Raw genomic sequence first — 25,011 nt, 5'->3', positions numbered from 1 at the left:
TTCGAACATTCCCCACCCTGACCGGCAATCCTGCCGCGAGGGGTTTAAGGAAGGAGGGCACCATGAAGCCGCGCGCGGGGAGTACACGCATAGTTAGCCAGATGGCGAAACGCCCTCCTTCAGGAAACAGTCCGGAGGATCAGTTCCCGTAGACTTCTTCTTTAGAGTAGAAACCGCCAGCGATGATCGTGTCATCGATGTTGTCCTGCGTCACAAGCGTGATGGGGGTCACGATTGTCGGTACGTCGGCGAAGCCGTTGTTGATAACCTTGTCCACTTCGACAAGATCGGCAGGCGCAGTTTCCGGATCTGCAGCCAAGGCAACCGCCACCGCTGCTGCAGTTTCAGCCAGAGGATCGATCTGCTTCCAGATTTCGACAGCCTGCTTGCCTTGCGCAACATATTGGATATTAGCCAGATCGGCATCAGATCCGGCTACAAACACTTTGTCCGATGACGCCAGCCCCTGTGCTTCCAGTGCCGCGATAACACCACGAGCCATGCCGCTGTTGTTGGCGATAAACGCGTCGATGCTGTTGCTGTTAGAGGTCAGCGTGTTTTCCGCAGTCGCCATGGCCTTCTCAGATGACCAACCTTCATGCGCCTGATTTGTTACCAGTTCCAACCCCGGGTTCGCTTCGACAATCTCCAACACACCGCTGCTCATCGCAATCGCGTTGGAGTCGCCGGGTTGACCTTGAATCAGGGCGATCTTGCCGGACACCTCTCCGTTCTTCTCCTGCAGCCATTCGACCATGGCTTCGCCTTGCAGGCGGCCCACGGCCCAGCTGTCTTGCATCACCATCGCATCCAGCGGCCCGTCCACGAGCATCGAGTCATACCCGACAACGCGCACACCTTCGCTGTTTGCCATGCTGACCATGCTACCGGCGGTACCGGTGTTCACAGGCTGCAAAACGATGACGTTCGCACCCTTGGCGAGCATATTTTCAAATTTCGCCAGCTGGGTCAGCTCGTCATTGTTCGCTGAATCAAAGATGACTTCGGCGCCCAGTTCCTCGGCTTTCGCAGTAAACGCGGCGCGGTCACGCTTGTAGCGCTCTTCCTGCATGGTTTTCAGCAGAAAGCCAATTTTGACATCGCCTGCATACGCTGTCCCGGCAGTTAGTGCGACAGCGGCGACAGAAAGCAAGGCGGCTCTACGGGTAATGGTCTGCAACAGGGACATATTTCCTCCAGTGTATGTTCCTTGGCTGCCGGGCAATTGGGTCGGCAACGCGAAATGCTTCGTAAATTGTGCTGGGTGCCGGCTAACCGGTGATAACAAGCGTCAATCCCAAAGCGATAACGCTAACATAACGCTGCAAAGTAAGGGGAGAATTTGTATATTTAGACAGCATAATTATTCACAACCCCGCTGAGAACACGGCGTCCAAAAGGATTTTACATATTTAACAAAACCATAATAGGTTGCCGCCCACTTATCGAAATCGTTGAAATCTCTTGGATAGGCCGCGACAGAGTTGTGCCGTAATTGCGAAGCGGGTTGCAAAGCCGCGAAATCGGCAATCAAACATCCTGATAAGTAGCCAGGCCGACAACGTCTGGTGTTTCCTCTGTTGGCGCGCTCCAGCGGACCAATACGCCAATTCATGCAACCGCTGTCGAATGGCCGCTAACCAAGAATGCGAATGGCTATTTCGCGAGAGTAGCGAAGGTCTGCTTTTCGCCCGACGTGCCGATCAAGCATGACCGCTTTGGGGCTGAGACCGGTCCTCAGCAACCGTTGAGCCTACGGCAGCTATGTCCGCAATGCGGTCATTGGCACTAAGCGCAGCGAATGTCTGCTTTCGCGTGTTGCCGATAACGCGCTCGCACCGCAACGAAAGTCCGGTTTCTGTCAAACTCTGACGTGTATCGAACGGCCCATATGCTGCCCTGATCGTAAGCTGTCATTCTGCTTCTGGCAATCTTCCGTCAGATTTCTGAAACGTTATTTCAGGAAACATCTGAGCAAGCCTTGTCTGGTCAAGGCGAAGTCCTAGAAGTCGCCTCTGGACACGAATAGGATGCATTCTGGCTGCCACAAGACTTTGAGGTTCAATGCTCCCATTGATATAGCGTCAGGGAACATCTTCATTGGGCAGAAAGTGCCTGCCCAATGATGCCTTCAATGTGGAAATGCTTCTAGAGGCGTGTAACCAAGGTCACGCATTCAGAAGCCCGTGTAACAGCGGTATAGAGCCAATTCCTCGCATATTTGTCGAAGATGTGACTTTCGTCCTCTATAATCACGTGGCCCCACTGGCTGCCTTGGGCTTTATGAACCGTCAACGCGTAGCCATATTTAAACTGCTGAGAATTTTTTCGTTCCTTGTCCGCCAATCTCCCTTCGTCGTCAGTAAAATACTCCGGATGCACCCGTACGCGGTAGTTTTCATGATCCGGGAAGTCGCACGATTTCAGTTCCAACGACAAAGTCCCCGAAAACCGGGAATTCTTCGGTTCTGAGACGACAGTGAACATGCCTCCATTGACGATACCAAGGCCATGGTCATTGTGCTGACACACAAGGCGGTCGCCAATCTCAGGCAGGTCGCTGGTGCGTCCCAAGGCCCTGCGGATTTCTTCGTTGTAGTGGGAACGAGTGACGTTCCTACCGGCAAGGAGCTGGTCCGCATCCAATATCTCATCGATCTCAAGACTCCCGTCCGGCACCACACGGCTGTTCCCATAGGCACCATACTTCAACGGTTTCCCTTCACGAATGTCTGTCGCCAGTTGTAAGACCGGGCTGTCCTTGGCCTGACGGTGGATTTCGGTCAGCATGGCGTCAGGCTTGGCGTTGGTGAAATAACCCTCGCCGGCCACCGGCGGCAGCTGGGCAGGATCACCAAGTGCGAGGACAGGAGTTCCGAATGACATCAGGTCACGCGCTAAGTCTAAGTCAACCATTGAGCACTCATCGATCACAATCAAGTCCGCATCCGCTGCTGCACTATCCGGATCGAGGTGGAAACTGAATTTACCATTCGATCCCTGAACAGCCTTGTAGATCAAACTGTGGATGGTGGAAGCGCCTTCACAGCCGTTTCGCTGCATCATCATAGCCGCTTTGCCAGTGAAGGCCGCGTAAACAACCCCTCCATTCAAACCGCTGGCCAGATGTCGCGCGATTGTCGTCTTGCCGGTGCCAGCATATCCGAAGAGCCGGAAGATCTTATTTGTCTTGGCATCGTTCTTCAGCCAGGAGCTAACGCAGTCAAGCGCTGAGAGCTGTTGGCCGGACATAGTGAAATTGATAGCATTCATGCGGTTAGGCCTTCTGCAGGTTTGGGGTTGAGAATTCTGGCCAACGGGCGAGGGTGGCCGAGCATATCTTGGGCGTCCTAGGAACGAACCAACCAGACGATTGATGGTCGGCTCTGCGTTCATGGAAATGAAGGTGTAATGCCCCCCTTGTGACAGGTTACTCTTCAGGAGGGATGTTCCGGAGAAAGTATTTAACTAGGGGGGCATTACATGCCCGGAGGGGTTTCTTGATCTCCGGAGGGTGTAACGCTCCCCTAATATTTAACTTCTTTTCTCTTACACTATATTTGACACAAGGGGGCCATTACACGGCCACCTCCACCTTCGGTGCAGCGTTGGTCTCTAATCTCGAGGCACTCTGGCGAGTACGACATGCATTCACACGCCTCCGGTTTGCCCGCCTATCGGCCTCGGCAATCGGATCGGCAAAGCCCGTTTCTGAAAGGGTTTTCGAGATGACCGTCTGGCGCGCCAGTTCACAATCTCCACGCTGTGTACATGTCGAGCAAATAGGATTGTCAGACGTGACTACTCCGGGCACACCAAAACAACTCTGGTAGAACTCCTTGCTTGTAGGCGTCTTGAGCTCAACGGTTCTAAGGAAGCCGTTGGCAACGTCTTCTCGTGCTTTGCGTTCAGCACATTCGACGGCCTTTTCCCCAAGGAAGTGACAATCAACGGCACGGAAATACTGGCGCTCGACCACGTGCTTGGCAACAAACCCGTCTACTGAATATACGCCGCGACTCACCAAATCGAGCATCTCTTTACGAAATTGACGCTGCGCCGGAAGGCCCCGGTCGGAAAAAAATGCGTACTGGGGTATGGCCTTCATCCGGTTCAATTCAAGGCCATGGCGGTCGTCACTCCAGAACGCCACTATCTTGGTCAGCCAGGCATCGCGTTTCTTCTCGCCAGGCCAAAGCTGATTTGGTTGTGGCGGATGTCGGTAACGGCGAGCGGCCGCGAACTTGAAAACGAACTCCAAGTAAGCGGGATAAGGCAGGCCGATCTGGTCTGCTTTCTGGCGAGCGATGTAGAGCTGGGTCAGATGAGCGTTCCGTTTGTGAAGGCTCAATTTGAAGCCGATCTTGATATCGGATGCAGCGATCACATCGATATTCTCACGATAGTAATCTTTGTATGCTTCGATATAGGCACGATGGAACTGTTTCGTGGCATCCATGGGGGTCAGAAAACGATACTCCGGCCATTTATTCGGCATCAGCTCAGCTTCGCGCGCGCGATACCTCGTAGGGATCAGGTTCAGAACGCGGTTGAGTTTGGTCAGCCGGATGTCGTGTGCAGGTTTGATCATTTAACACATCTCCTTCGGGCCGGGACCGACCTTGCGGTCGAAATCCCGGTCTTGTCTTTGTGCTTGAGTTGGGTGGGAGGTGGCTAGCGCCAGATCAGACGAGGTAGGTTTCTTCTGAACCTGCGTTCCAGCGTCCATCAGTCCAGTGACCCAGCTTCATGGCGGTGTCGCGCAACTTGCGAAATCGGCGACGAGCCTGCTCGATCATCCGATAGCTCTGCCGGTAATCCGGTGCCTCATAGTAACCTAAACGCAGACCTTCGATTTCGCGCATGAGATCACTGGCACGCTTATCGAGAAAGCGAGCCTGATCTTCACGAGAAAGCTGGCGCAGTGCGGTAAGCGGGGGCAAAGGCGGAATCTGCGGCGGAAACAACGGGGTTTCGGTAACCGATCCTGTTCCGTCGATGTTGGTGGGCGTTATATGAGTTAACTCCTGGTGTTCAAGCATCTGGAGCAATTCATTGGTCATACCCAGAAGGCAGCTGACAAGCTTCGGAGCATCCTTGTCGCCATTAAGCTCATCGGCCATCGTCTTCAGCAAGAAAAACACTGTGCCCTTGTCGATGAAATCGTGATTTTCTCCAGAGATATTCTTCTTGAGATCGATGGTGGGAACATTCAGTTTACCAACATCTATTGTTCCGCCAAGGCGGTTGGGTGCGGCGTCCATATAGGATTCCTTTCAACAGTGGGTTTTTGCGGGCGATCTTTTTAGCGCGCAATTTTTTTATAGCGCTGCGGCTGTCGACTTACGTCTTTTTGTGAAATTTTTTTTACCTTGAACTTTGTGACATGCCGAAGTGAACATCCGGTGGCGGGTGATCTGTCTTACAAAACGGTTCTCTGCCGCGTTCTAAGAATACGCTTCTACTTGAATTGATAATAATGAGGTAATGATCGCTACTGTTCACCTCTTCAACTCAGTCGGCCCGACCTTCCGTGCCGATTTGTTAATCGTGACGGCCAACATCGCGTGGACATATCTACTCCGCGCTTGGTTAAAAAAGGAGAGCTTCGACTACCGGCAACCGCTGGATCGAACTTGTTCTCTAAGAGTGTGCAGAAAACAGGACAGCTATCGTTGATGATGATCAGTAGCCGCGTAGTCAAGGCAGTGTGGACGGGCACTTCAGCCAAAGGATCATCTTAGTTACGCAGCCTTGTTTTAGTTGGGCGCAGAAGTCGGCGCGGGAAGCACGCTAGGGAGCGGCAGCCTGAACTTGTAGTCAGTCCCTGGGTTATCGAAATCACTATCGAAAATGGTGGGGCGCGGCACCATCCAAAATTTTCTTTCGAAATATATTAATAGCTTATGATTTTTCTCCGATCTACAACGCGCATCCGACGTTGTGCTTGCTATAGACTTCTTGATCACACGAAAAAGGAGCCTCCCGGCAATGCGCACGCAGATCAGGAATTCGGCACCCGAGTCCGAAACTTCGATGGCTGAACACCACCCTGACATTTGGGTTATGGATACAACCCTCCGGGTGGTCACGTAATGAGTAGTGACGAAGCGCTCCTCACAATCGAGGAATTCGCGGCCGCCTTACATCGCACGATCACCCCCAGAACGGTTCGGACCATGATCCACCAGGGCGAGATCAATGCGGTTCGCCTCGGCAAGCGATACTACATGACCCGCGAGGAATTGAAGAGGTTCACAACGACATGCCACGTAAACGCAAACCGGCCCGGCTCTTCCAACGCAAAGACGATGGCGCATGGGTCATCCTCGACGGAGGACAGCAGATCCGGACAGGCTTTGGTGATGGATTTCATGAGGCAGCGGAAGAAGTCCTGAGCAATTACATCGCCAGCAAAAAGCGGCAAGATGATCGCGTCCGCGACCCGAACGAGATCACCGTCGGCGAAATCTTGGTGCATTACGGCGAGGCCAAGGTAAAGGTGGTCCGCGACAGGGAACGTCTGCTCTACACGATACAGGCACTTTCGCCCTACTGGAGCGACCTCAAGGTGTCCCAGATCGACATCGACAGGTGTCGCGGCTACACGGCTTGGAGACGGTGCGCCGCATGGACCGTCCGGCGCGAGATGAACACCCTGAACGCCGCCGTCAAATACGCCTTGGCGTCGCGCAGGATCAGCCATGCACCGATTGTTACCCTGCCTGAGAAGGGAGTCGCCAATGACCGCTGGCTGACCGAGGAGGAGGTCCAGCGCTTGCTGGAGGCCTCTGCTTCTCACGTCCAGCGATTCATCAAGATAGCGCTATACACCGGGCGTCGGAAGACCGCGATCACACGGCTGAAGTGGGTGCCCTCCCTTGATAGCGGCTGGGTCGAGCTCGACAGTGGGGTGATCCATTTCCTTGGCAAGGCCGAGGCCGAGACCAAGAAGCGCAAGGGAATGATCAAGATGCCTGGCACGCTCCACGCAGAGATGAAGACCTGGACGCAGGAGGGGAGCCACGTGGTGTCGTTCAAGGGCGTGCCGATAGATCGGATCGACAAGGCATTCCGTGCTGCCGTCCAGCGAGCCGGTCTTAAGGACGTGACACCGCACACCCTGAAGCACACAGCGGTTACCTGGGCGTTCATGCGCGGCATGACGCTGGAGGACGCCACGGCCTATTTTGCGACCTCGCGCGAGACCCTGGAAAACGTCTATAGGTCGTACAGCCCAGATGCGCTGAAGAACGCAACGGAGATTATGGACTGGAAGATCTGAAAAAAACTGCGGTAATTGGTGGATGCCGGTTGCGAACGAACTGCGCACATCTAGCGAATGAAACGTTGCGGATATCGTTGCGGCCGATCCGCAGAAAACAACAAAGGCGCCCTTGGGCGCCTTGTTTTATTGGTCGGAGTGAGAGGATTCGAACCTCCGACCCCTGCCTCCCGAAGACAGTGCTCTACCAGGCTGAGCTACACTCCGACCGTGGCGGGTGATCTATACCCGGTGAACTGGATGCGCAAGAGGGATTCTAAGGTGGTCGTTCGGAAAAATACTCGAAAAAACCGGTAAAAAACTTCGTCTGAACAATTCACCTGTCGGACAGATAGCATCAGGTCAGTGGATCCGTGCGATACAGGCGAATCTTTGTTCCGCCATGGTCCACTATGGGTCCCGGTGGCAACAGCGGCAGCCGGGTTGCGCGGGCCAGCGACTGGCTGCTGGTTGCAATGCCGACTCTCCAGCCGGCAAATCGTGACATCAGCACTTTTCCCATGCTGCCATAAAGGGACCGCAACCGCTTTTCATCGCCGATCCTGCCGCCATAGGGCGGATTGACTATGACCAGTCCCGACGGTCCTTCAGGTGCTTTGATGACGCTGATTGCGCGGTGCTGAAACCGCGTAATCAGCGCGACGCCCGCGCGTGATGCGTTGGTGGATGCGGCCTCGACCGCCCCGGCGTTTCGATCTGATCCGTGGAACGTCGGAACAGAATCGTGCGGAGGAGCGGGCTGGCGCAGCTTTTCCCATTCGTCGGCGCGGAAAGTCGCAAGCTTTTCAAAGGCAAAGTGCCGCGACCGACCCGGTGCCAATCCCAAGGCCATTTCTGCTGCTTCGATGACAAAAGTGCCTGAGCCGCACATCGGGTCCAAAACGGGCTCTGTCCCGTCAAATCCGCATTCCCGCAGGAACATGGCCGCCATGGTTTCCCGCATGGGGGCCTTTGCAATCGCTGGTTTGTGGCCGCGCTTGTGCAGCGGATCGCCTGAACTGTCGATCGAGATTGTGCAAATGTCCCTTTCGATCCGCAGCAACACACGTATGTCCGCGTCCGAGGAGATCGGAGCCCCAAGAGTTTCCGAGATCGCTCTTTCGATGCGCTGTCGGGCCGCTCCGGCATGATAAATGCGTGACTTTCGGCTGGTAGCTTCAACCCGGACGGGGAGATCGGGCAGCAGGACGTCAGCCCAGGGAAATTTGCGGGCCCGTTTGTCGAGCTGCGCCAGGTGGATGGCCGGGAAGCTGCCGATCCGCACCAGAACTTTATTGGCGCCTCGAAGGACAAGATTGGCGCGCCATACCTCGGCCCAGTTGCCCCGGCAGCTGACGCCGCCCGGCACTTTGCGCGCGTCTGCGAATCCCTGTTCCAGCGCCTCGGCGCAAAGCGGCGCTTCAAGGCCCGGAGTGGCAACCAGAAAGATGTCCAGATCGTCGGAAGTGTTCATATCGGCTGCTTACACCGGAAGAACGGGCAGGGCGATATCCTATTTTTTGGACTTGTTCCGAAAAAACACAGGTTTGTTTCGGTATTGTGACCTGAGAACTTTAATTTAGGCGGTAACAGGTTTGCGTTTGTGGTATTCCCCGCGTAAAGGGACCGGGACCGAAGTTATGCTTACGGAATTCAACCGGTTTCTGGCGCTTTTGCGACAATAATCGTATGAATATCCGCGCTATCCTGTGCCAACCTGATTAAGGTCGGTGATAGCGGGCGCAAATAAGAGGCTTGGAAGAACGTAGCAACATGCAAACTTTCAAACTTAAAAAAGGGTTGGATCTGCCGATAGAGGGAGCGCCCGAACAGAAGATTCAGCCGGGGCCCGAGTTTTCGACGGTTGCCGTTCTGGGCAGGGACTTTGTGGGGCTGAAGCCCAAGATGCTGGTTCAGGAAGGTGAAGTAGTACAGCGCGGCGCGCCGCTGTTTTGCCATAAGGATGCGCCTGATGCGATGATGGTCGCACCGCTCAGCGGTAAGGTCATTGCCATCAATCGCGGCGCCCGGCGCGTGCTCCAAAGCGTCGTGATTGAGGTTTCGGATGTCAACGACACCGGCATCGATTTCTCGGGCACGGGTAACACGGACAGCGCCGAAGGTGTTGCGGCAAAGCTTTGCGCCGCAGGTCTTTGGACCGCATTCCGAACCCGCCCGTATTCGAAGATGCCTGAACCGGGCACCAGACCCGCAGCGATTTTCGTAACCGCAATGGACAGTGATCCGCTGGCAGCGGATGCAGCACTGATCATCGCCGATGCCGGTGATGCCTTTGCCGCCGGGCTCGGCGCGATTTCACACCTGACGGACGGCAAAACCTATCTGTGCCACAAGGATGGTGACACCTTGCCCGGCACCGAATTGCCCGGGGTTGAAGCGGCGGGTTTTTCCGGACCGCACCCCGCAGGCCTGGCCGGAACGCATATCCATTTCCTCGAGCCGCTGGCAGGGGACAAGCGTGTCTGGACGATCGGCTATCAGGATGTGATCGCCATTGGCCGTCTGATGCAGACCGGCCATTTGGACCCGAATATTGTAATTGCGCTGTCAGGTCCCGGGGCGCGTCAACCGCGCCTGATCCGCACGGTCATGGGCGCATCGACCGATGATCTGACCCGTGACGAGGTCAATGTTGACGGCAGCGCCCGGATCATTTCCGGGTCGATCCTGTCCGGTCAGCACGCCGAGGGTCCGACCGCCTATCTGGGCCGCTTTGCGCGTCAGATTTCAATCATTCGCGAAGACGCGGACCAGATCCCGATGGGCTGGATCCGACCGATGCCTTCGAAATTCGCGGTTCAGCCTGTGTTGGGCTCGGCCTTTGCCAAAAAGCTGTACGCGCTGACGTCGAACCTGAACGGCGGTCGCCGTGCCATGGTTCCTACCGGCACGTTCGAAGAGTTGATGCCGCAGGATTACCTGCCGACCCAATTGTTGCGTGCTCTGCTGGTGATGGATACGGACACCGCACAGGCGCTGGGTGCGCTGGAGCTGGACGAAGAGGATCTGGGCCTTGTGGGCTTTGCCTGTCCGGCGAAATATGAATATGGGCTGGCGCTGCGCGACTGCCTGACCAAGATTGAAAAGGAGGGCTGATCCGAATGGGTTTGCGCAACTTCTTTGACCGGATCGAGCCGAACTTTACCAAGGGCGGCAAGTACGAGAAGCTTTTCCCCATCTACGAGATGGTCGAAAGCTTCATCTACACTCCGAAAACAGTCACCTCCGTCGCCCCCCACGCGCGGTCTTATGTGGATATGAAGCGGATCATGACTTATGTCGTGATCGCGACGATCCCCTGTATCCTGTGGGGCATGTGGAATACGGGCTATCAGGCCAATTCCGCGATTGCGGCCCTTGGGCCGGACTCAGCCACGGGCTGGCGGATCGCCTTGTTGCAGATGTTTGGCATTTCACTGGACCCGTCCAGCCTGTTTGCCAACGTGATGCACGGATTGCTTTACTTCCTGCCGATCTACATCGTCACACTTGTCGCAGGCGGTATCTTCGAGGTCATCTTTGCCACCGTGCGCGGCCACGAGGTGAACGAAGGTTTCCTTGTCACTTCAATGCTTTACACGTTGATCATGCCGGCAACCACGCCCCTGTGGCAAGTGGCTTTGGGCATCATCTTCGGTGTCGTGATCGGCAAAGAGGTGTTTGGCGGCACTGGCAAGAACTTCCTCAACCCTGCGCTTGTAGGCCGTGCTTTCCTGTACTTCGCCTATCCGGCGCAGATGTCGGGCGATGCGGTGTGGACGCCGGTCGACGGCTTTTCGGGCGCAACAGCGTTGGGGGTAACAGCGGCTGAGGGCGTTCAGGCCCTTGCGGCTGAGGGCATCACCTGGTCCAGCGCGTTTCTCGGAACCATCCAGGGCAGCTTTGGCGAGACATCGACGTTGGCCTGTATCATCGGCCTTGCCTTCCTGCTGATGACCAAAATAGCCAATTATCGCCTGATCGTGGGCTGTTTGGCCGGGACGATCGCGTTTACATGGCTGTTGAACCTGATCGGTTCTGACACCAACCCGATGTTCGCGATGCCATGGTACTGGCACGTTGTGCTGGGCGGATACGCCTTTGGCCTGGCGTTCATGGTGACCGAACCCGTTTCGGCAAGCCACACCAATCTGGGCCGCTATATCTACGGTGCGCTGATCGGTGTCATGGTTGTTTTGATCCGCGTAGTGAACCCCGCTTTCCCCGAAGGCATGATGCTGGCCATCCTGTTCGGTAACGTCTTTGCACCGCTGATCGATCACTTCGTCGTTCAGGCCAACATCAAACGGAGGGCGCGTCGCCATGTCTGATACGCAACCCCAAGAACCCAAGGGGGCAATTGCCCGGTTCCTGGCGGCCTCGCCGGACTCGGTTGGCAAGACGATCTTTGTTGCCGTCGCCGTTTGTCTGGTAGCTTCGATGGTCGTTTCCGCTGCAGCCGTCAGTCTGCGTCCGGCACAGGAAGCGAACAAACTGAAGGACAAGCAGGTCAACGTTCTTCAGGTGGCAGGTGTTTACGAACCCGGCATCAACGTGACCGAGGCCTTCGCTGCGTTTGAGCCGCACGTTCTGGAACTGGCCACCGGCGAATTCGTCGATGACCAGTTTGACCCAGCAACGTTTGATGACCTTGCCGCCGCCAGCGATCCCGAATTGAGTGTTGCTCTGGATGACGATCCTGCTGGAATTGGGCGGAAGTCCAAGTTCCGAGTGATCTACCTGCTGCGGGATGATGCTGGTGAACTGGATAAGGTCATCCTGCCGCTGCACGGCTATGGCCTGTGGTCCACGCTCTATGGCTTTATCGCGCTGGAAAACAACGGCAACGATATTTTCGGCCTGCAGTTCTATCAGCACGGCGAAACTCCGGGCCTTGGCGCGGAAGTGGACAACCCGCGTTGGAAAGCGCTGTGGAATGGCAAGAAACTTCGCGATGACGCGGGCGATCTGCAAATCACCGTCGCCAAATCTCAGCCTGCCGCCGGGCCGGACTTTTATGTCGACGCGCTGGCCGGTGCCACGCTGACCTCTGTTGGCGTCGATAACCTGGTGAAATTCTGGATGGGCGATGCGGGCTACGCTCCGTTCCTGGCCAAACTGCAAGCAGGAGAGTTCTGATGTCTCAGACCAAGAAAGAGATGCTGGTCGACCCGCTTGTCGACAACAACCCGATTACCCTGCAGGTGCTGGGCATCTGTTCGGCGCTGGCGGTGACCTCTTCGCTGCAGGTATCCTTCGTGATGGCGCTGGCGGTGACGTTCGTGACCTCGTTCTCGTCCTTCTTTATCTCGTGCCTGCGCAACCAGATCCCGGGCTCGATCCGGATCATTGTTCAGATGGTGATCATCGCCTCGCTGGTGATCCTGGTGGATCAGGTTCTCAAGGCCTATGCCTTCGAGATTTCGAAAACGCTTTCGGTCTTCGTCGGTCTGATCATCACCAACTGTATCGTGATGGGCCGCGCCGAGGCGTTCGCTATGAAAAACCCGCCTGTCGCGTCCTTCATCGACGGCATGGGCAACGGAATGGGCTATGGTCTGATCCTGCTGCTGGTTGGTTTCATCCGCGAACTGTTCGGGAATGGGTCGCTGTTTGGCGTCACCATTCTGGAGACCGTCAACAATGGCGGCTGGTATGTGCCCAACGGCATGTTGCTGCTGCCGCCGTCCGCGTTCTTTATCATCGGTCTGATTATCTGGGCCTTCCGCACGTGGAAGCCGAACCAGGTCGAAGAACGTGAATACAAAATCCAGCAGGTAGAGGCGCACTGATGGAAGGGCTTATCTCTCTGGCCGTAAAGGCTATCTTTGTTGAAAACCTCGCGCTTAGTTTCTTCCTCGGCATGTGTACCTTCATCGCCGTTTCCAAGAAGATCTCGACCGCGCTGGGTTTGGGTATTTCGGTGATGGTCGTCCAGGCGATCACCGTGCCGACAAACAATCTGTTGCTCAGCTATCTGTTGAAACCGGGCGCCTTGGCCTGGGCCGGGTTCCCGGATGTGGACCTAACCTTCCTTGGGCTGATCTCGTACATCGGCGTGATTGCGGCGATGGTTCAGATCCTCGAGATGATTCTGGATAAGTACTTCCCGCCGCTTTACAACGCGCTGGGGATCTTCCTGCCGCTGATCACGGTGAACTGTGCCATCCTCGGTGGCTCGCTGTTCATGGTCGAGCGTGACTATAACTTTGCTGAGGCCGCCACCTATGGTCTGTCTTCCGGCTTTGGTTGGGCGCTGGCGATCACAGCGATGGCAGGCGTTCGTGAAAAGCTCAAATATTCGGATATTCCGGACGGTCTGCAGGGGTTGGGCATCACCTTCATCACCGCGGGACTGATGGCGATGGCCTTCATGTCCTTCTCTGGCGTGAAACTGTAAGGAGGGCGCAATGGAAACTTTTAGCCTAGGCGTAATCCTTTTCACGATGATCGTTCTGGCGCTTGTCGCCATCATTATGGCGGCACGCTCGCGGTTGGTGTCCACCGGCAACGTCAACATCACCATCAATGGCGAGAAAACCATCTCGGTTCCGGCGGGCGGCAAACTGCTGCAGACGCTTGCGGCCGAGAAATTGTTCGTTCCTTCCGCCTGTGGTGGTGGCGGAACCTGCGCGCAATGCCGTGTGCGGGTGCATTCGGGTGGTGGTTCGATCCTGCCGACTGAAGAAAGCCATATCACCAAGCGTGAAGCTGCTTGTGGTGACCGGCTGTCCTGTCAGGTCGCGGTCAAGCAGGACATGGACATCGAAGTTCCGGAAGAGGTCTTTGGCGTCAAGAAGTGGGAATGCACCGTTCGTTCGAATGACAACGTCGCCACCTTTATCAAAGCGCTGACTCTGGATTTGCCGGAAGGCGAGGACGTCAATTTCCGCGCTGGCGGCTACATCCAGATCGAGGCCCCCGCGCACCAACTGGCCTATACCGATTTCGACGTGCAGGACGAGTACCGCGAAGATTGGGACAAGTTCAATCTGTGGCAGTACAAATCCGTCGTGAACGAACCGATCGAGCGCGCCTATTCTATGGCCAACTATCCGGACGAAAAAGGCATGATAATGCTGAACGTCCGTGTCGCTTCACCGCCTCCGGGGTCCGACGGTATCCCACCGGGTCAGATGTCGTCTTACATCTTCAACCTGAAGCCGGGTGACAAGGTCACGATCTCGGGTCCGTTTGGTGAATTCTTCGCCCGCGAAACCGAGAAAGAGATGGTCTTCATCGGCGGTGGCGCCGGTATGGCGCCTATGCGCAGCCATATCTTCGATCAGCTCAAGCGCCTTGAGAATCGCAACCGCAAGATCACCTTCTGGTACGGTGCGCGTTCCAAGAAAGAGATGTTCTTTGTCGAGGATTTCGACCAATTGGCCAAGGAGTTCGACAATTTCGAATGGCATGTGGCCCTTTCGGATGCGCAGCCCGAAGACGATTGGAAAGGCTATACCGGCTTCATCCACAACGTCCTGTTCGAGGAATACCTCAAGAACCACCCGGCACCGGAAGACTGCGAGTTCTACATGTGCGGTCCGCCAATCATGAACCAGTCCGTCATCAACATGCTGCTGGATCTCGGAGTAGACCGCGAAGACATCATGCTGGACGACTTCGGCGGTTAAGAAGAAACCGGCGCAATTAGCGCCGGTTTTTTTGTCCCGCATTTTCAGTCGGCGGGAATTTTATAGTACTGCCGATACCATTCAACGAATTTGGCCAGACCGGTACGAATATCGGTCTGGGGTTTGTAACCGGTCAGGTTTTGCAACAAACTGGTGTCGGCCCAGGTCGCCGGAACATCTCCCATTTGCATCGGCATGTAGTTCCGGATCGCTTTCTTACCCAACGCGTCCTCGATAGCTTCGATGAAATCCATCAGACGGACTTTGTCCGAGTTGCCGATGTTGACGACACGGAAGGGCGCAACCGGTGACAGGCTGTCTCCCTCGGCGATCTCATCTTTGCTGTCAGGCCGCACAGGGGCGGCATCTATCAGCAGGCGAATGCCCCGTACCAGATCCTCGACATAGGTGAAGTCGCGATACATGTCGCCGTTGTTGTAAATGTCGATGGGACGGTCGTTCAGAATGGCATCGGTGAACTTGAAGTAAGCCAGATCAGGGCGGCCCCACGTGCCGTAAACTGTAAAGAACCGGAACATCGTGGTCGGCAGGCCCCACAGATGGGCATAGGAATGACCCATCGATTCATTGGCCTTCTTGGTCGCGGAATAGATGGTCAGTTGTCCGTCGGCCTTGTCGGTTTCCCGGAACGGCATGTCCTCATTCGCTCCGTAGACTGAAGACGTCGAAGCCATTAGAAGGTGCTCTACCTGATGGATCCGGGCAACCTCCATCACATTGAATGTCCCGACGATGTTGGATTCAACATAGCTGCGTGGCGCTTCAAGGCTGTAGCGCACGCCGGCCTGGCCAGCCAGGTGGATGATGACCTCGGGTTTGAAGTCGTCTGCGACCTGCATCAGGCGCTCGTGGTTTTCCAGCATGTCTTCGGTGACCGAAAAGCCCGGCGTTTGCAGCAACATCTGATGGCGACGCTGTTTAAGCGCCACGTCGTAGTAGTCGGTCATGCCGTCATAGCCATGCACCCGGAACCCTTCGGCCAAGAGGAGTTTTGACAGATGAAATCCGATAAACCCGGCAGTTCCCGTTACCAAAACTCGTTTCATGAAATCCCCAAATACCTTTCAAACCACATGGCCGCCTGCGATAAGATCGTCTTTGAACCTGCCAGGCTCAGATCTAACTTTAGCTTGTCATATCAAATGCCCGGCACCGACGGTCAAGTACTGAGTGGGCGGCCCGGGATTGTCGTTGCCAACGGGTCGGGTTAGGGAACGTAGAACATGGTTACGAGCTGGATCAAAGGGTTTATTGGCCGGGCACGGCCCGGTCGGGAAACATCCGTTCCCGGAATCGCTCCCGATGAACGGTTTGTCGTAGTTGGCGACATTCATGGCCGGCTGGACCTGCTTCAGGCCCTGCTGATGAGGGTTGAGGACGACTGCCCTTTGATCTTTGTCGGGGACTACATTGACCGGGGTGACTACAGTGCACAGGTCCTGCGACATCTGCAGCACTTCGACACAGCAGCAAACAGGCCAGTCGTGTGCCTCATGGGCAATCATGAAGACATGCTGCTGCGATTTCTGGACGAGCCCGGACGCTATGCACATCATTGGTTCCGGAATGGCGGATTCCAGACACTGGCTTCATTCGGGATTACCGAATTTGACCTTCACCCAACAAATGAAATTGCCGAAGCGGTTGCTGGCAAGTTGAAGCAGGTCATGGGCGCGGGCCTGCTGTCATGGCTACGGGACAGACCACTAATCTGGTCCAGCGGAAACGTAACTGTCGTCCATGCCGCGCTGGATCCCGACCTAACGGTGGATGACCAGCAGCGACAGGTCTGTTTGTGGGGGCACCCGATGTTTCCAAGACGACGCAGGGCAGATGGCCAATGGGTTGTGCACGGACACACAATCATAGACCGCCCAAGGGTCAACAATGGCGTTGTCTCGGTCGATACCGGGGCATTTGCAACGAACCGCCTGACAGCAGCTGAAATTTACAGAGGCGGCGTTCGCTTTGTTTCGACCTGATCTGCGCAACTCGGGACGCGGGCCAGTGAAAATGCGGCCCGCAACCCGGAAGGTCAATTGGTCAACCGACGATCATCTGCTTCATGCGCAGCGCTTCGTATTCCAGTTCCTTGAGACGGAAGTGAACAACGTCGCCAATCGTGATGACACCGCGCAGGTGGCCATCACTCAGAACCGGCATGTGGCGGAAACGTCCATCGGTCATTGTCTTCAGAACATCGTTCAGCAGGTCTTCGGGCGAACAGGTCTTGACGTCCTTGGTCATAAGATCTTCGACCGACTGCGGCAGAGTCTGACCGGGGGTATCCGCCATGCGCCGTACGATATCGCGTTCTGACAGAATGCCTTGCAGGGTTCCGTTCTGATCGGTCACGACCACTGCGCCGATTCTTTTTTCCTTCAGCAGTTCCACTACCGAATGAATCGTATCGGCGGGACGCACCGCAAACACCGCATCACCTTTACCCTCAAGCAGCTTGGCCACGGTCGTTTGCGTATGCGACAGGTTCGAATCCGCTGACTGGCTATAGGTCGCAGAACCAGATTTGTCGCCGCGTGTGGGGGGCTGATAAGAGCTTGGGGCCATGGGCAATCTCCTCTTTTTATCTGAGATGGCTGTCTTTTCACCTTACCGCAGCGAACCGACCTGTATAGGGTGCAAATGCCCTGATCCCGGAAAATTGCTGACAAACAAGGAATCCCGACCCGTTGACAGACCTTTATCTGACACCGCCGCTGGCTGCGCTGATCTTTTTCGCCGTCGTGGTGTGTGGTCACAATTTCCGAATGGCGTGGAAACAGCAGCAGGCGGGATGGCAAAAACGGGCCTGGCTGTTTGGTGTACCTGCCGGGGTCGGATTGCTGGTGCTGGGTTTTCTGCCGATGAAACTGTGATGTCGATTTGACTCTGTAATGGGGCGCTGGCATATGCCCGGCTAGGTTTTCCAGGGAGTTCCCCGATGCGCCATCTGCCTGTTCTGGCTTTAGTTCTGTTTGTTTCCGGCTGTTTGTTTGACAAGGAACCCGAAGTGGTCCGTCTGTCGGGCGAAACCATGGGAACAACATTCAACATCACCGCCATTGGCGAAGATGTGGATGAGGAAGCACTGGCCGCAGCCGTGCAGGAAACACTGGCCGCAGTGAACGCCAAGATGTCCAACTGGGATCCCAACTCAGAGGTTTCGACATTTTCAGCTTCGACCGACACTTCGCCCGTTCCGGTCTCGGACGAGTTCGCTCTGGTTTTGACCGCCGCTGACGATGTGCATGAAAGATCCGGCGGAACATTTGACGTGACTCTGGGCCCGCTGATCGAATTGTGGGGGTTTGGCCCGCGCAAGCCCGAGGACCCGGTGCCGTCGGATGCTGAGATTCAAGCCGCTCTGGAAGGTGTCGGGCAATCCCGGCTGCTGACCTTGGACCGTGACGCCGGAACGCTGGCCAAATCCGATCCGGCAGTGGGCATCAACCTGTCGGCTATCGCCAAAGGCTATGGGATCGACGCGGTGGCCGAAACCCTAAGCGAAGCGGGGATCGAGAACTACATGGTCGAGATCGGTGGCGATCTTGTAACCAAAGGCGAAAATGACAAGGGTGAGGTCTGGCGCATCGGGGTCGAAAAACCCGAAGCGGGCGGGCAAAACCTGCAACTGATCGTATCACTGAACGATCTGGGCATGGCGACCTCGGGCGATTACAAGAACTTCTTCGAACAGGACGGTGTGCGATATTCCCATATCATCGATCCCACGACCGGACGACCGATCACACATCGCACCACCTCGGTCACCGTACTGGCCGAAAATGCGATGATGGCGGATGCGTGGGCGACGGCAATGCTGGCGCTGGGGCAGGAGAAGGGGCTGGAACTGGCCGAAAAGCATAAACTTGCCGTGTTCTTCATCTCTCGGGATGTGACAGGCGGCGAAGATGCCTTTATTACTGTTCACAGTACCGCGTTCAAAGACGCTTTGGGCACCAACTGACAGGCAGGACCTGAGATGAGCACATTTATTCTGGCCTTCGTATTACTGCTGATCATCATGGTCGGGATGTCGCTTGGCGTCATGCTGATGGGCAAGACGATCAAAGGCAGCTGCGGCGGCCTGAATGCAATCTCGGGCGCGGACAAATGCGTTGTGTGCAAAAAAGACGTCGACCCCAACAGCCCGCTGCGGGACCAGTTGCAGTGCAAACGCGCCAAAAAAATGCTCGAACAGATGGAACGGCAAGCCTGATTGAAGTTTGGACTTCGCTCTTGGGCAGGAAATAGCTAAGCAGGTCCCGGATCAAAGGGGGGCATTGCATTGGCCGAAGCCAAAAATATCCTGTTCATCATGTTCGATCAGCTGCGCTGGGATTACCTCAGCTGTTACGGACATCCACACCTGCATACCCCGAATATCGACAAACTGGCCGCACGCGGTGTCCGGTTTGATCGCGCCTATATTCAGTCCCCGATCTGCGGAAGTTCGCGCATGTCGACCTATACCGGGCGCTATGTGCATTCCCATGGTGCCTCATGGAACAACATTCCCCTGAAAGTTGGTGAAATCACATTGGGCGATCACCTGCGCAAAGCGGGGATGGGGTGCTGGCTGGTCGGCAAGACACATATGGCTGCCGATGCCGAAGGGATGGCGCGCCTGGGACTGGAACCCGACAGCGTCATTGGCGCTCGCGTCGCGGAATGCGGATTTGACGTCTTCGAACGCGATGACGGGTTGCGCGCTGAAGGACCGGACGGGTTCTATGATCCGGACGGGGCAAAGAAATACAATAAATATCTCCGGGACAAAGGATACGACAGCGACAATCCCTGGCATGACTTTGCCAATTCCGGCCTGGATGCCGACGGCAACGTATTGTCAGGTTGGTTCCTTAAAAACTCATCCGAGCCGGCAAATATCGCGGAAGAAGACAGTGAAACGCCATACCTGACCACCCGTGGCATTGAGTTCATGGAAAGTCATGACGGGCCGTGGTGCTGTCACCTCAGCTACATCAAGCCGCACTGGCCTTACGTAGTGCCGGAGCCTTATGCCTCGATGTATGGACCCGAACATGTGCTGCCTGTGGTCCGGTCCGAGGCCGAGCGCGAAAATGCGCATCCAGTGCTCCGGGCCTTTATGGACACGAAAGTCGGGCAGGCCTTCTCGCGTCAGGAGGTCCGCGATGCCGTGATCCCGGCCTATATGGGGCTGATCAAACAGGCGGATGACCAGATGGGACGGTTGTTCGACTGGATGGAGGAAACCGGGCGGATGGACGACACGATGATCGTGCTGACCTCGGACCATGGGGATTTTCTGGGCGATCACTGGATGGGGGAAAAGACCTTCTTCCATGACGCCTCGACAAAGATGCCCCTGATCATCTACGACCCTTCCTCTCAGGCGGACGCCACGCGAGGCACCACATGCGACGCGCTGGTCGAGGCGATTGATCTGGCCCCGACCTTTCTTGAGGTGGCGGGCGGCGAAAAGGCCGGGCATATCCTGGAAGGGCATTCCCTGCTGCCTATCCTTCGCGGGCAAGCCGACAAAACGCCCCGCAGTGTCGCAGTCTGCGAATACGACTACTCCGCTTCTCCCATTGCGCAAAAACTGAATGCGTCTGTACGCGATGCCGTGATGTTCATGGTCGCCAACGAGAAATGGAAACTTGTCCATTGCGAAGGCGGGCACAGGCCGATCCTGTTCGATCTTGAAAACGATCCCGACGAACTGGACGACTTGGGTGACAGTGCGGACCACACGGACGTCATCGCCCAGATGTATGATCACCTGTTTGCCTGGGCGCGTCGCCCGTCACAGCGCACAACCCGGTCTGAAGAGCAGTTGATCGGAATGCGCAGCCGAAGCGGGGGCACAGGGATCATGATCGGTATTTACGACGAAAACGACACTCCGCTGGAACTGACGGTCAAATACCGCAACCGCAAGGCACATCCTTACAAGGATTATCTGAAGGACTGAATACGCGGGTTTCGCGCCAAAGTGACGAAGGGACCGATTAATTCTGCTTCACACACCGCAAAGACGGTTCACGCCCGGATGGGCAGCGGGTAGAAGACTGTCAAAGCAGTTTTCCGGAGAAACTTCATGGCCGCCCCCAAACCCGTTGTCCTGTGCATCCTAGATGGCTGGGGATTGTCCGAAGACACGCAGGCCAACGCACCTTATCTGGCGAAAACGCCGACCTTTGACGCGATCATGGAACGCGGCCCCCATGCGACGTTGATTACACATGGGCCGGATGTGGGTCTGCCCTGCGGGCAGATGGGAAATTCTGAGGTCGGGCACACGAACATTGGGGCCGGGCGAGTGGTTGCCATGGATCTGGGACAGATTGATCTGTCGATCGAGGATGGCAGTTTCTTTGAAAACAATGCCCTTCAGGCCTTCATCAGTAAGGTAAAGGCCTCGGGCGGGACGGCGCACTTGATGGGTATCGCTTCGGATGGCGGGGTACATGGCCATCTTGATCACATCATTGCTGCGGCCAAGGCCGTGACAGACGCAGGTGTACCTGTCGCGTTGCACGCCATCACAGACGGACGGGACGTTGCGCCAAAATCCGCATCTGGGTTCTTGGCCGAACTGGAAGAGCGCCTGCCGGTTGGGGCACGGATCGTGACTGTCAGCGGGCGGTATTATGCCATGGACCGCGACAATCGCTGGGAACGCGTTGCAGAAGCCTATGAGGCGATCATTAAGGGGCAGGGGCGTACCGCCGCCACCGTACATGGTGCTGTGGACCATGCGTATAACCAATCCGAAACGGATGAATTCATCACACCCACGGTTCTGAGCGGCTACACAGGTGTCCACGATGGCGATGGTATTTTCTGTCTAAATTTCCGCGCCGACCGTGCGCGGGAAATACTGCGCGCCATTGGCGAGCCGGGATTCGACGATTTCGACACCGGACCGCGCCCGGCCCTGTCAGCTTTGCTGGGAATGGTTGAATACTCCGACGGGCACAACGCCTACATGACCACCGTTTTCCCGAAACGCGCCATCGTCAACACGCTTGGGGAATGGGTTGCCAAACAGGGGTTGCGGCAGTTCCGCTTGGCGGAAACCGAAAAATATCCTCATGTGACGTTCTTTCTGAACGGCGGCAAGGAAACGCCCGAGGTTGGCGAAGACCGTTTCATGCCGAAATCGCCCAAGGTGGCAACCTATGATCTTCAGCCCGAGATGTCGTCAGCCGAGGTCACGGCCAAATTCGTCGAGGCCATCGAAGCCGGGTATGATCTGATCGTCACCAATTACGCCAACCCGGATATGGTCGGGCACACAGGCGATCTGAACGCCGCGATAAAGGCCTGCGAAGCCGTTGATCAAGGTCTGGCGCAGGTGGTTGCCGCGCTGTACAAAGCAGGCGGAGCCATGATCGTGACAGCCGATCACGGGAATTGCGAAGTCATGGTCGACCCTGAAACCGGTGGACCGCATACCGCTCATACATTGAACCGGGTGCCTGTAGCGCTGGTCGGTGGACCCGCAGGTGCCAAAATGCGCAATGGCCGGCTGTCGGACCTGGCACCAACGCTTCTAGCGCTGATGGGACTGGATCAACCCCCGGAAATGACCGGCCAGAGCCTTCTGTCATGACTTTACGGGCCGCGCTTCTTTCGGTCTTGCTGGCCTCGCCTGTTTGCGCCCAAACGGACCCGTCGGCAGCCGCGCTGGACGCAGCGCAGATGCTGGAAGAGGCCTCGATTGCGCTGGCCGAAGCCGACAGCGCCCGGGATCGGGTGCGCGCCCTGACCGAAACGGTGCAGGCTTATGAAGCCGGGCTAAGCGCCATGCGCGACGGCTTGCGAAAGGCCGCCACCCGAGAGGTGCAGCTGACAGAAGAACTGCGCGCGCGGGAAAAAGAAATCGCGCAGTTGCTAGGCGTGTTGCAAACCATCGAAACGACGACGCCGCCCGTTCTGATCCTGCATCCGTCCGGTCCTTTGGGGGCCGCGCGTACCGGCATGATGCTGGCCGAAGTCACGCCCGGCCTGAATGCACGTGCGCGGGCGCTTGCTCAGGACTTGCACGAGGTCCGGACACTACGCCAGCTGCAGCAAAACGCCGCCGAAACCCTGACCAAGGGTCTGACCGGAGTGCAGAATGCGCGCACCAAGCTTAGCGAGGCCATTGCCGATCGAACGGACCTGCCGCGCCGGTTTGTCGAAGACCCCATCAGCACGGCGATCCTGATTTCCTCGACGGAAACTCTGGATGGATTTGCCAGCGGTCTGGCCGAAATATCGGAAGGCGGTATTGCCGAAACCGACGCCGATATTTCGAACAGAAAAGGAAACCTTGCTTTGCCCGTTCAGGGTGTTCTGCTGCACAGTTCAGGGGAAACGGACGCCGCCGGGGTGAAGCGCCCCGGTATCGTGCTGGGCACCCGGCCGCGCGCGCTGGTCACGACACCCACCGCGGCGACGATCCGGTATCGTGGGCCGCTGCTGGACCTTGGCAACCTGATGATCCTGGAACCCCAGCCCGGATTGCTTTTTGTCTTTTCCGGGTTGCAAGAAGTCTTCGGTACACCCGGAGAAGTGATCACCGAAGGAACGCCGGTGGGGCTAATGCCTGGTGAAACGCCGGAAATCGGCGCTATTTTGTCAACTACAAGTGATGGCACTGGAACTGACCGGTCAGAAACGCTCTATATAGAGGTAAGACAGGATAATAGTCCGGTGGACCCGGAATCGTGGTTTCGGACCAACAAGGATGGATAAACAAACATGAAGAGATTTGTGATGGCCGGTCTGGCCGGAACTGTGGCAGGCATTATCGCAACCACTCAGATTGCAGGACCTTTGCTGGCGCAAGAGGCCGAAAGCAAGGCCAGCGTGTATGAGCAATTGGATCTGTTCGGGGACATTTTCGAACGTATCCGCGCCCAATATGTCGAAGAAGTCGAGCCGGAGGAGCTGATCGAGGCAGCCATTGACGGAATGCTGACCTCACTGGATCCGCATTCCAGCTACCTGTCGCCTGACGACGCCGAACAGATGCGCGTGCAGACACGCGGTGAATTCGGCGGGCTGGGGATTGAGGTCACACAAGAAGAAGGCTTCGTCAAAGTCGTCTCACCCATCGATGATACCCCCGCGGACGAGGCGGGAATCGAAGCCGGCGACTTCATCACCCACGTTGATGGTGAAAGCATTCTGGGCCTGACGCTGGACAAGGCGGTGGATCTGATGCGCGGGCCGGTCGGTTCGGAGATCGTGATCACGGTGGTGCGCGAAGGCGAGCAGGAACCGTTTGACGTCACCATTATCCGCGACACCATCAAGTTGACCGCCGTACGAGCACGGACCGAAGGCACCAGCGTCGTTCTGCGTGTGACCACATTCAATGATCAGACCTACCCCAATCTGGAAGCCGGATTGAAAGAGCAGATCGAAGAAGCCGGCGGGATCGAAAAGGTCAATGGCGTAGTGCTGGATTTGCGGAACAATCCGGGCGGCTTGCTGACACAGGCGATCAAGGTGTCGGACGCCTTTTTGAATGAAGGCGAAATCGTTTCGACCCGCGGCCGCGATCCAGGCGAAGGCGAAAGGTTCAATGCAACTGCTGGCGATCTGACCGAAGGCAAGCCGATCGTGGTTCTGATCAACGGCGGGTCAGCCTCGGCTTCGGAAATTGTGGCGGGGGCGCTTCAGGATCATCGCCGTGCGATTGTTGTTGGCACCAAGAGCTTTGGCAAAGGCTCGGTCCAGACAGTCATGCCATTGCGCGGCGACGGCGCAATGCGTCTGACCACTTCACGCTATTATACGCCTTCGGGCCGCTCGATTCAGGCGCTTGGCGTCAGCCCCGACATCATCGTAGAGCAACCGCGCCCAGCCCCAGAACCCGAAGAGGAAGAGGGCAATGCACGCACCCGGTCCGAGGCCGACTTGCGTGGCAGCCTGAACAACGACAGCCTGAGCGAGGATGAAATTCGCCAGATCGAAGAAGACCGGGCCCGTGCCGAAGCGACTGCCGAGTTGCGGGAAAAGGACTATCAGTTGGCCTACGCCATCGATATCCTGAAAGGCCTGTCGGCCTTCAACCCCAACAACGGGCCTTCGCAGTAACAAATAAATTGG

Annotated in this window: 23 protein-coding genes, 1 tRNA gene and 1 pseudogene; 17 read left to right on the top strand and 8 right to left on the bottom strand. The window is 56.5% G+C overall.

Annotated features, from left to right (window positions below; translation table 11 throughout):
- Nucleotides 1-139: 139 nt before the first annotated feature.
- The 4 genes from ACR3EQ_RS20325 to ACR3EQ_RS20310 all read right to left on the bottom strand — a co-directional run bounded on the left by ACR3EQ_RS20325 (nt 140) and on the right by ACR3EQ_RS20310 (nt 5,264).
- Entirely contained in the window at nt 140-1,189 is a 1,050-nt protein-coding gene (locus ACR3EQ_RS20325; protein WP_480491887.1) for a substrate-binding domain-containing protein, read from the bottom strand.
- 959 nt (nt 1,190-2,148) lie between these two features.
- Complete coding sequence (locus tag ACR3EQ_RS20320; protein WP_253740627.1) at nt 2,149-3,273, bottom strand: ATP-dependent DNA helicase; 1,125 nt, start codon at nt 3,271-3,273, stop codon at nt 2,149-2,151.
- A 304-nt stretch (nt 3,274-3,577) separates the two neighbouring features.
- Nucleotides 3,578-4,591, bottom strand: a complete 1,014-nt coding sequence (locus tag ACR3EQ_RS20315; protein ID WP_171711835.1) for a hypothetical protein — start codon at nt 4,589-4,591, stop codon at nt 3,578-3,580.
- A 94-nt stretch (nt 4,592-4,685) separates the two neighbouring features.
- Nucleotides 4,686-5,264, bottom strand: a complete 579-nt coding sequence (locus tag ACR3EQ_RS20310) for a hypothetical protein (protein ID WP_171711837.1) — start codon at nt 5,262-5,264, stop codon at nt 4,686-4,688.
- A gap of 223 nt (nt 5,265-5,487) precedes the next feature.
- Between ACR3EQ_RS20310 and ACR3EQ_RS20305 the strand changes: the two genes are divergently transcribed.
- From ACR3EQ_RS20305 to ACR3EQ_RS20295, 3 genes and pseudogenes are all read left to right on the top strand, one after another.
- On the top strand, nt 5,488-5,679 hold the full coding sequence (locus tag ACR3EQ_RS20305) for a DUF3644 domain-containing protein (protein ID WP_371811584.1): 192 nt from the start codon (nt 5,488-5,490) through the stop codon (nt 5,677-5,679).
- A gap of 416 nt (nt 5,680-6,095) precedes the next feature.
- Nucleotides 6,096-6,251: pseudogene (locus ACR3EQ_RS20300) on the top strand (helix-turn-helix domain-containing protein); the annotation flags it as partial.
- Nucleotides 6,252-6,265: 14 nt separating this feature from the next.
- A complete protein-coding gene (locus tag ACR3EQ_RS20295; protein ID WP_171711839.1) occupies nt 6,266-7,285 on the top strand; it encodes a tyrosine-type recombinase/integrase in 1,020 nt (339 codons plus the stop codon).
- A 130-nt stretch (nt 7,286-7,415) separates the two neighbouring features.
- Here ACR3EQ_RS20295 and ACR3EQ_RS20290 read toward each other — a convergent pair.
- A tRNA-Pro gene (locus ACR3EQ_RS20290) sits at nt 7,416-7,492 on the bottom strand.
- 130 nt (nt 7,493-7,622) lie between these two features.
- Nucleotides 7,623-8,738, bottom strand: a complete 1,116-nt coding sequence (locus tag ACR3EQ_RS20285) for a THUMP domain-containing class I SAM-dependent RNA methyltransferase (protein ID WP_480491884.1) — start codon at nt 8,736-8,738, stop codon at nt 7,623-7,625.
- Nucleotides 8,739-9,037: 299 nt separating this feature from the next.
- On the opposite strand from ACR3EQ_RS20285, the gene ACR3EQ_RS20280 reads away from it, so the two are divergent.
- The 6 genes from ACR3EQ_RS20280 to nqrF are packed head-to-tail and all read left to right on the top strand — an operon-like array spanning nt 9,038 to nt 14,898.
- Nucleotides 9,038-10,381, top strand: coding sequence for a Na(+)-translocating NADH-quinone reductase subunit A (locus ACR3EQ_RS20280; RefSeq protein WP_480491883.1), 1,344 nt, complete (start codon nt 9,038-9,040; stop codon nt 10,379-10,381).
- A gap of 5 nt (nt 10,382-10,386) precedes the next feature.
- On the top strand, nt 10,387-11,595 hold the full coding sequence (locus ACR3EQ_RS20275) for an NADH:ubiquinone reductase (Na(+)-transporting) subunit B (protein WP_480491881.1): 1,209 nt from the start codon (nt 10,387-10,389) through the stop codon (nt 11,593-11,595).
- Nucleotides 11,588-12,403 (top strand): Na(+)-translocating NADH-quinone reductase subunit C, encoded by an 816-nt coding sequence (locus ACR3EQ_RS20270; RefSeq protein WP_480491879.1) that lies wholly within the window; start codon nt 11,588-11,590, stop codon nt 12,401-12,403. The genes ACR3EQ_RS20275 and ACR3EQ_RS20270 overlap by 8 nt, the downstream gene beginning before the upstream one ends.
- On the top strand, nt 12,403-13,056 hold the full coding sequence (locus ACR3EQ_RS20265; protein ID WP_170614094.1) for an NADH:ubiquinone reductase (Na(+)-transporting) subunit D: 654 nt from the start codon (nt 12,403-12,405) through the stop codon (nt 13,054-13,056). Before ACR3EQ_RS20270 ends, ACR3EQ_RS20265 begins: the two co-directional genes overlap by 1 nt.
- Nucleotides 13,056-13,664: an NADH:ubiquinone reductase (Na(+)-transporting) subunit E gene (gene nqrE, locus ACR3EQ_RS20260; protein ID WP_170614093.1), complete on the top strand. Its 609-nt coding sequence runs from the start codon at nt 13,056-13,058 to the stop codon at nt 13,662-13,664. Before ACR3EQ_RS20265 ends, nqrE begins: the two co-directional genes overlap by 1 nt.
- Nucleotides 13,665-13,674: 10 nt before the next feature.
- Complete coding sequence (gene nqrF / locus ACR3EQ_RS20255; protein WP_170614092.1) at nt 13,675-14,898, top strand: NADH:ubiquinone reductase (Na(+)-transporting) subunit F; 1,224 nt, start codon at nt 13,675-13,677, stop codon at nt 14,896-14,898.
- Between the two features lie 44 nt (nt 14,899-14,942).
- Here the strand turns inward: nqrF and ACR3EQ_RS20250 are convergent, their stop codons facing one another.
- On the bottom strand, nt 14,943-15,965 hold the full coding sequence (locus ACR3EQ_RS20250; protein WP_170614091.1) for a GDP-mannose 4,6-dehydratase: 1,023 nt from the start codon (nt 15,963-15,965) through the stop codon (nt 14,943-14,945).
- A gap of 177 nt (nt 15,966-16,142) precedes the next feature.
- Here ACR3EQ_RS20250 and ACR3EQ_RS20245 point away from each other — a divergent pair, with 177 nt between their 5' ends.
- On the top strand, nt 16,143-16,901 hold the full coding sequence (locus ACR3EQ_RS20245; RefSeq protein WP_170614090.1) for a metallophosphoesterase family protein: 759 nt from the start codon (nt 16,143-16,145) through the stop codon (nt 16,899-16,901).
- A gap of 61 nt (nt 16,902-16,962) precedes the next feature.
- On the opposite strand, the gene ACR3EQ_RS20240 is transcribed toward ACR3EQ_RS20245, so the two are convergent.
- A complete protein-coding gene (locus tag ACR3EQ_RS20240; protein WP_170614089.1) occupies nt 16,963-17,487 on the bottom strand; it encodes a CBS domain-containing protein in 525 nt (174 codons plus the stop codon).
- Nucleotides 17,488-17,609: 122 nt separating this feature from the next.
- Here ACR3EQ_RS20240 and ACR3EQ_RS20235 point away from each other — a divergent pair, with 122 nt between their 5' ends.
- The 7 genes from ACR3EQ_RS20235 (at nt 17,610) to ACR3EQ_RS20205 (ending at nt 24,999) form a co-directional block, all read left to right on the top strand.
- Nucleotides 17,610-17,795: a hypothetical protein gene (locus tag ACR3EQ_RS20235; protein WP_170614088.1), complete on the top strand. Its 186-nt coding sequence runs from the start codon at nt 17,610-17,612 to the stop codon at nt 17,793-17,795.
- A gap of 65 nt (nt 17,796-17,860) precedes the next feature.
- Nucleotides 17,861-18,886, top strand: a complete 1,026-nt coding sequence (locus ACR3EQ_RS20230; RefSeq protein WP_480491876.1) for an FAD:protein FMN transferase — start codon at nt 17,861-17,863, stop codon at nt 18,884-18,886.
- A 15-nt stretch (nt 18,887-18,901) separates the two neighbouring features.
- Nucleotides 18,902-19,138, top strand: coding sequence for a (Na+)-NQR maturation NqrM (nqrM, locus tag ACR3EQ_RS20225; protein ID WP_170614086.1), 237 nt, complete (start codon nt 18,902-18,904; stop codon nt 19,136-19,138).
- A 69-nt stretch (nt 19,139-19,207) separates the two neighbouring features.
- Entirely contained in the window at nt 19,208-20,878 is a 1,671-nt protein-coding gene (locus ACR3EQ_RS20220) for a sulfatase-like hydrolase/transferase (RefSeq protein ID WP_480491874.1), read from the top strand.
- Nucleotides 20,879-21,004: 126 nt separating this feature from the next.
- Nucleotides 21,005-22,522, top strand: coding sequence for a 2,3-bisphosphoglycerate-independent phosphoglycerate mutase (gene gpmI, locus ACR3EQ_RS20215; RefSeq protein WP_170614084.1), 1,518 nt, complete (start codon nt 21,005-21,007; stop codon nt 22,520-22,522).
- A complete protein-coding gene (locus ACR3EQ_RS20210; RefSeq protein WP_480491872.1) occupies nt 22,519-23,649 on the top strand; it encodes a murein hydrolase activator EnvC family protein in 1,131 nt (376 codons plus the stop codon). The genes gpmI and ACR3EQ_RS20210 overlap by 4 nt, the downstream gene beginning before the upstream one ends.
- Before the next feature lie 6 nt (nt 23,650-23,655).
- Complete coding sequence (locus ACR3EQ_RS20205; RefSeq protein WP_480491870.1) at nt 23,656-24,999, top strand: S41 family peptidase; 1,344 nt, start codon at nt 23,656-23,658, stop codon at nt 24,997-24,999.
- Nucleotides 25,000-25,011: the final 12 nt, after the last annotated feature.

The sequence above is a fragment of the Ruegeria sp. AN11 genome (genome assembly GCF_056536005.1).
This window is presented reverse-complemented; position numbering and strand designations above follow the sequence as displayed.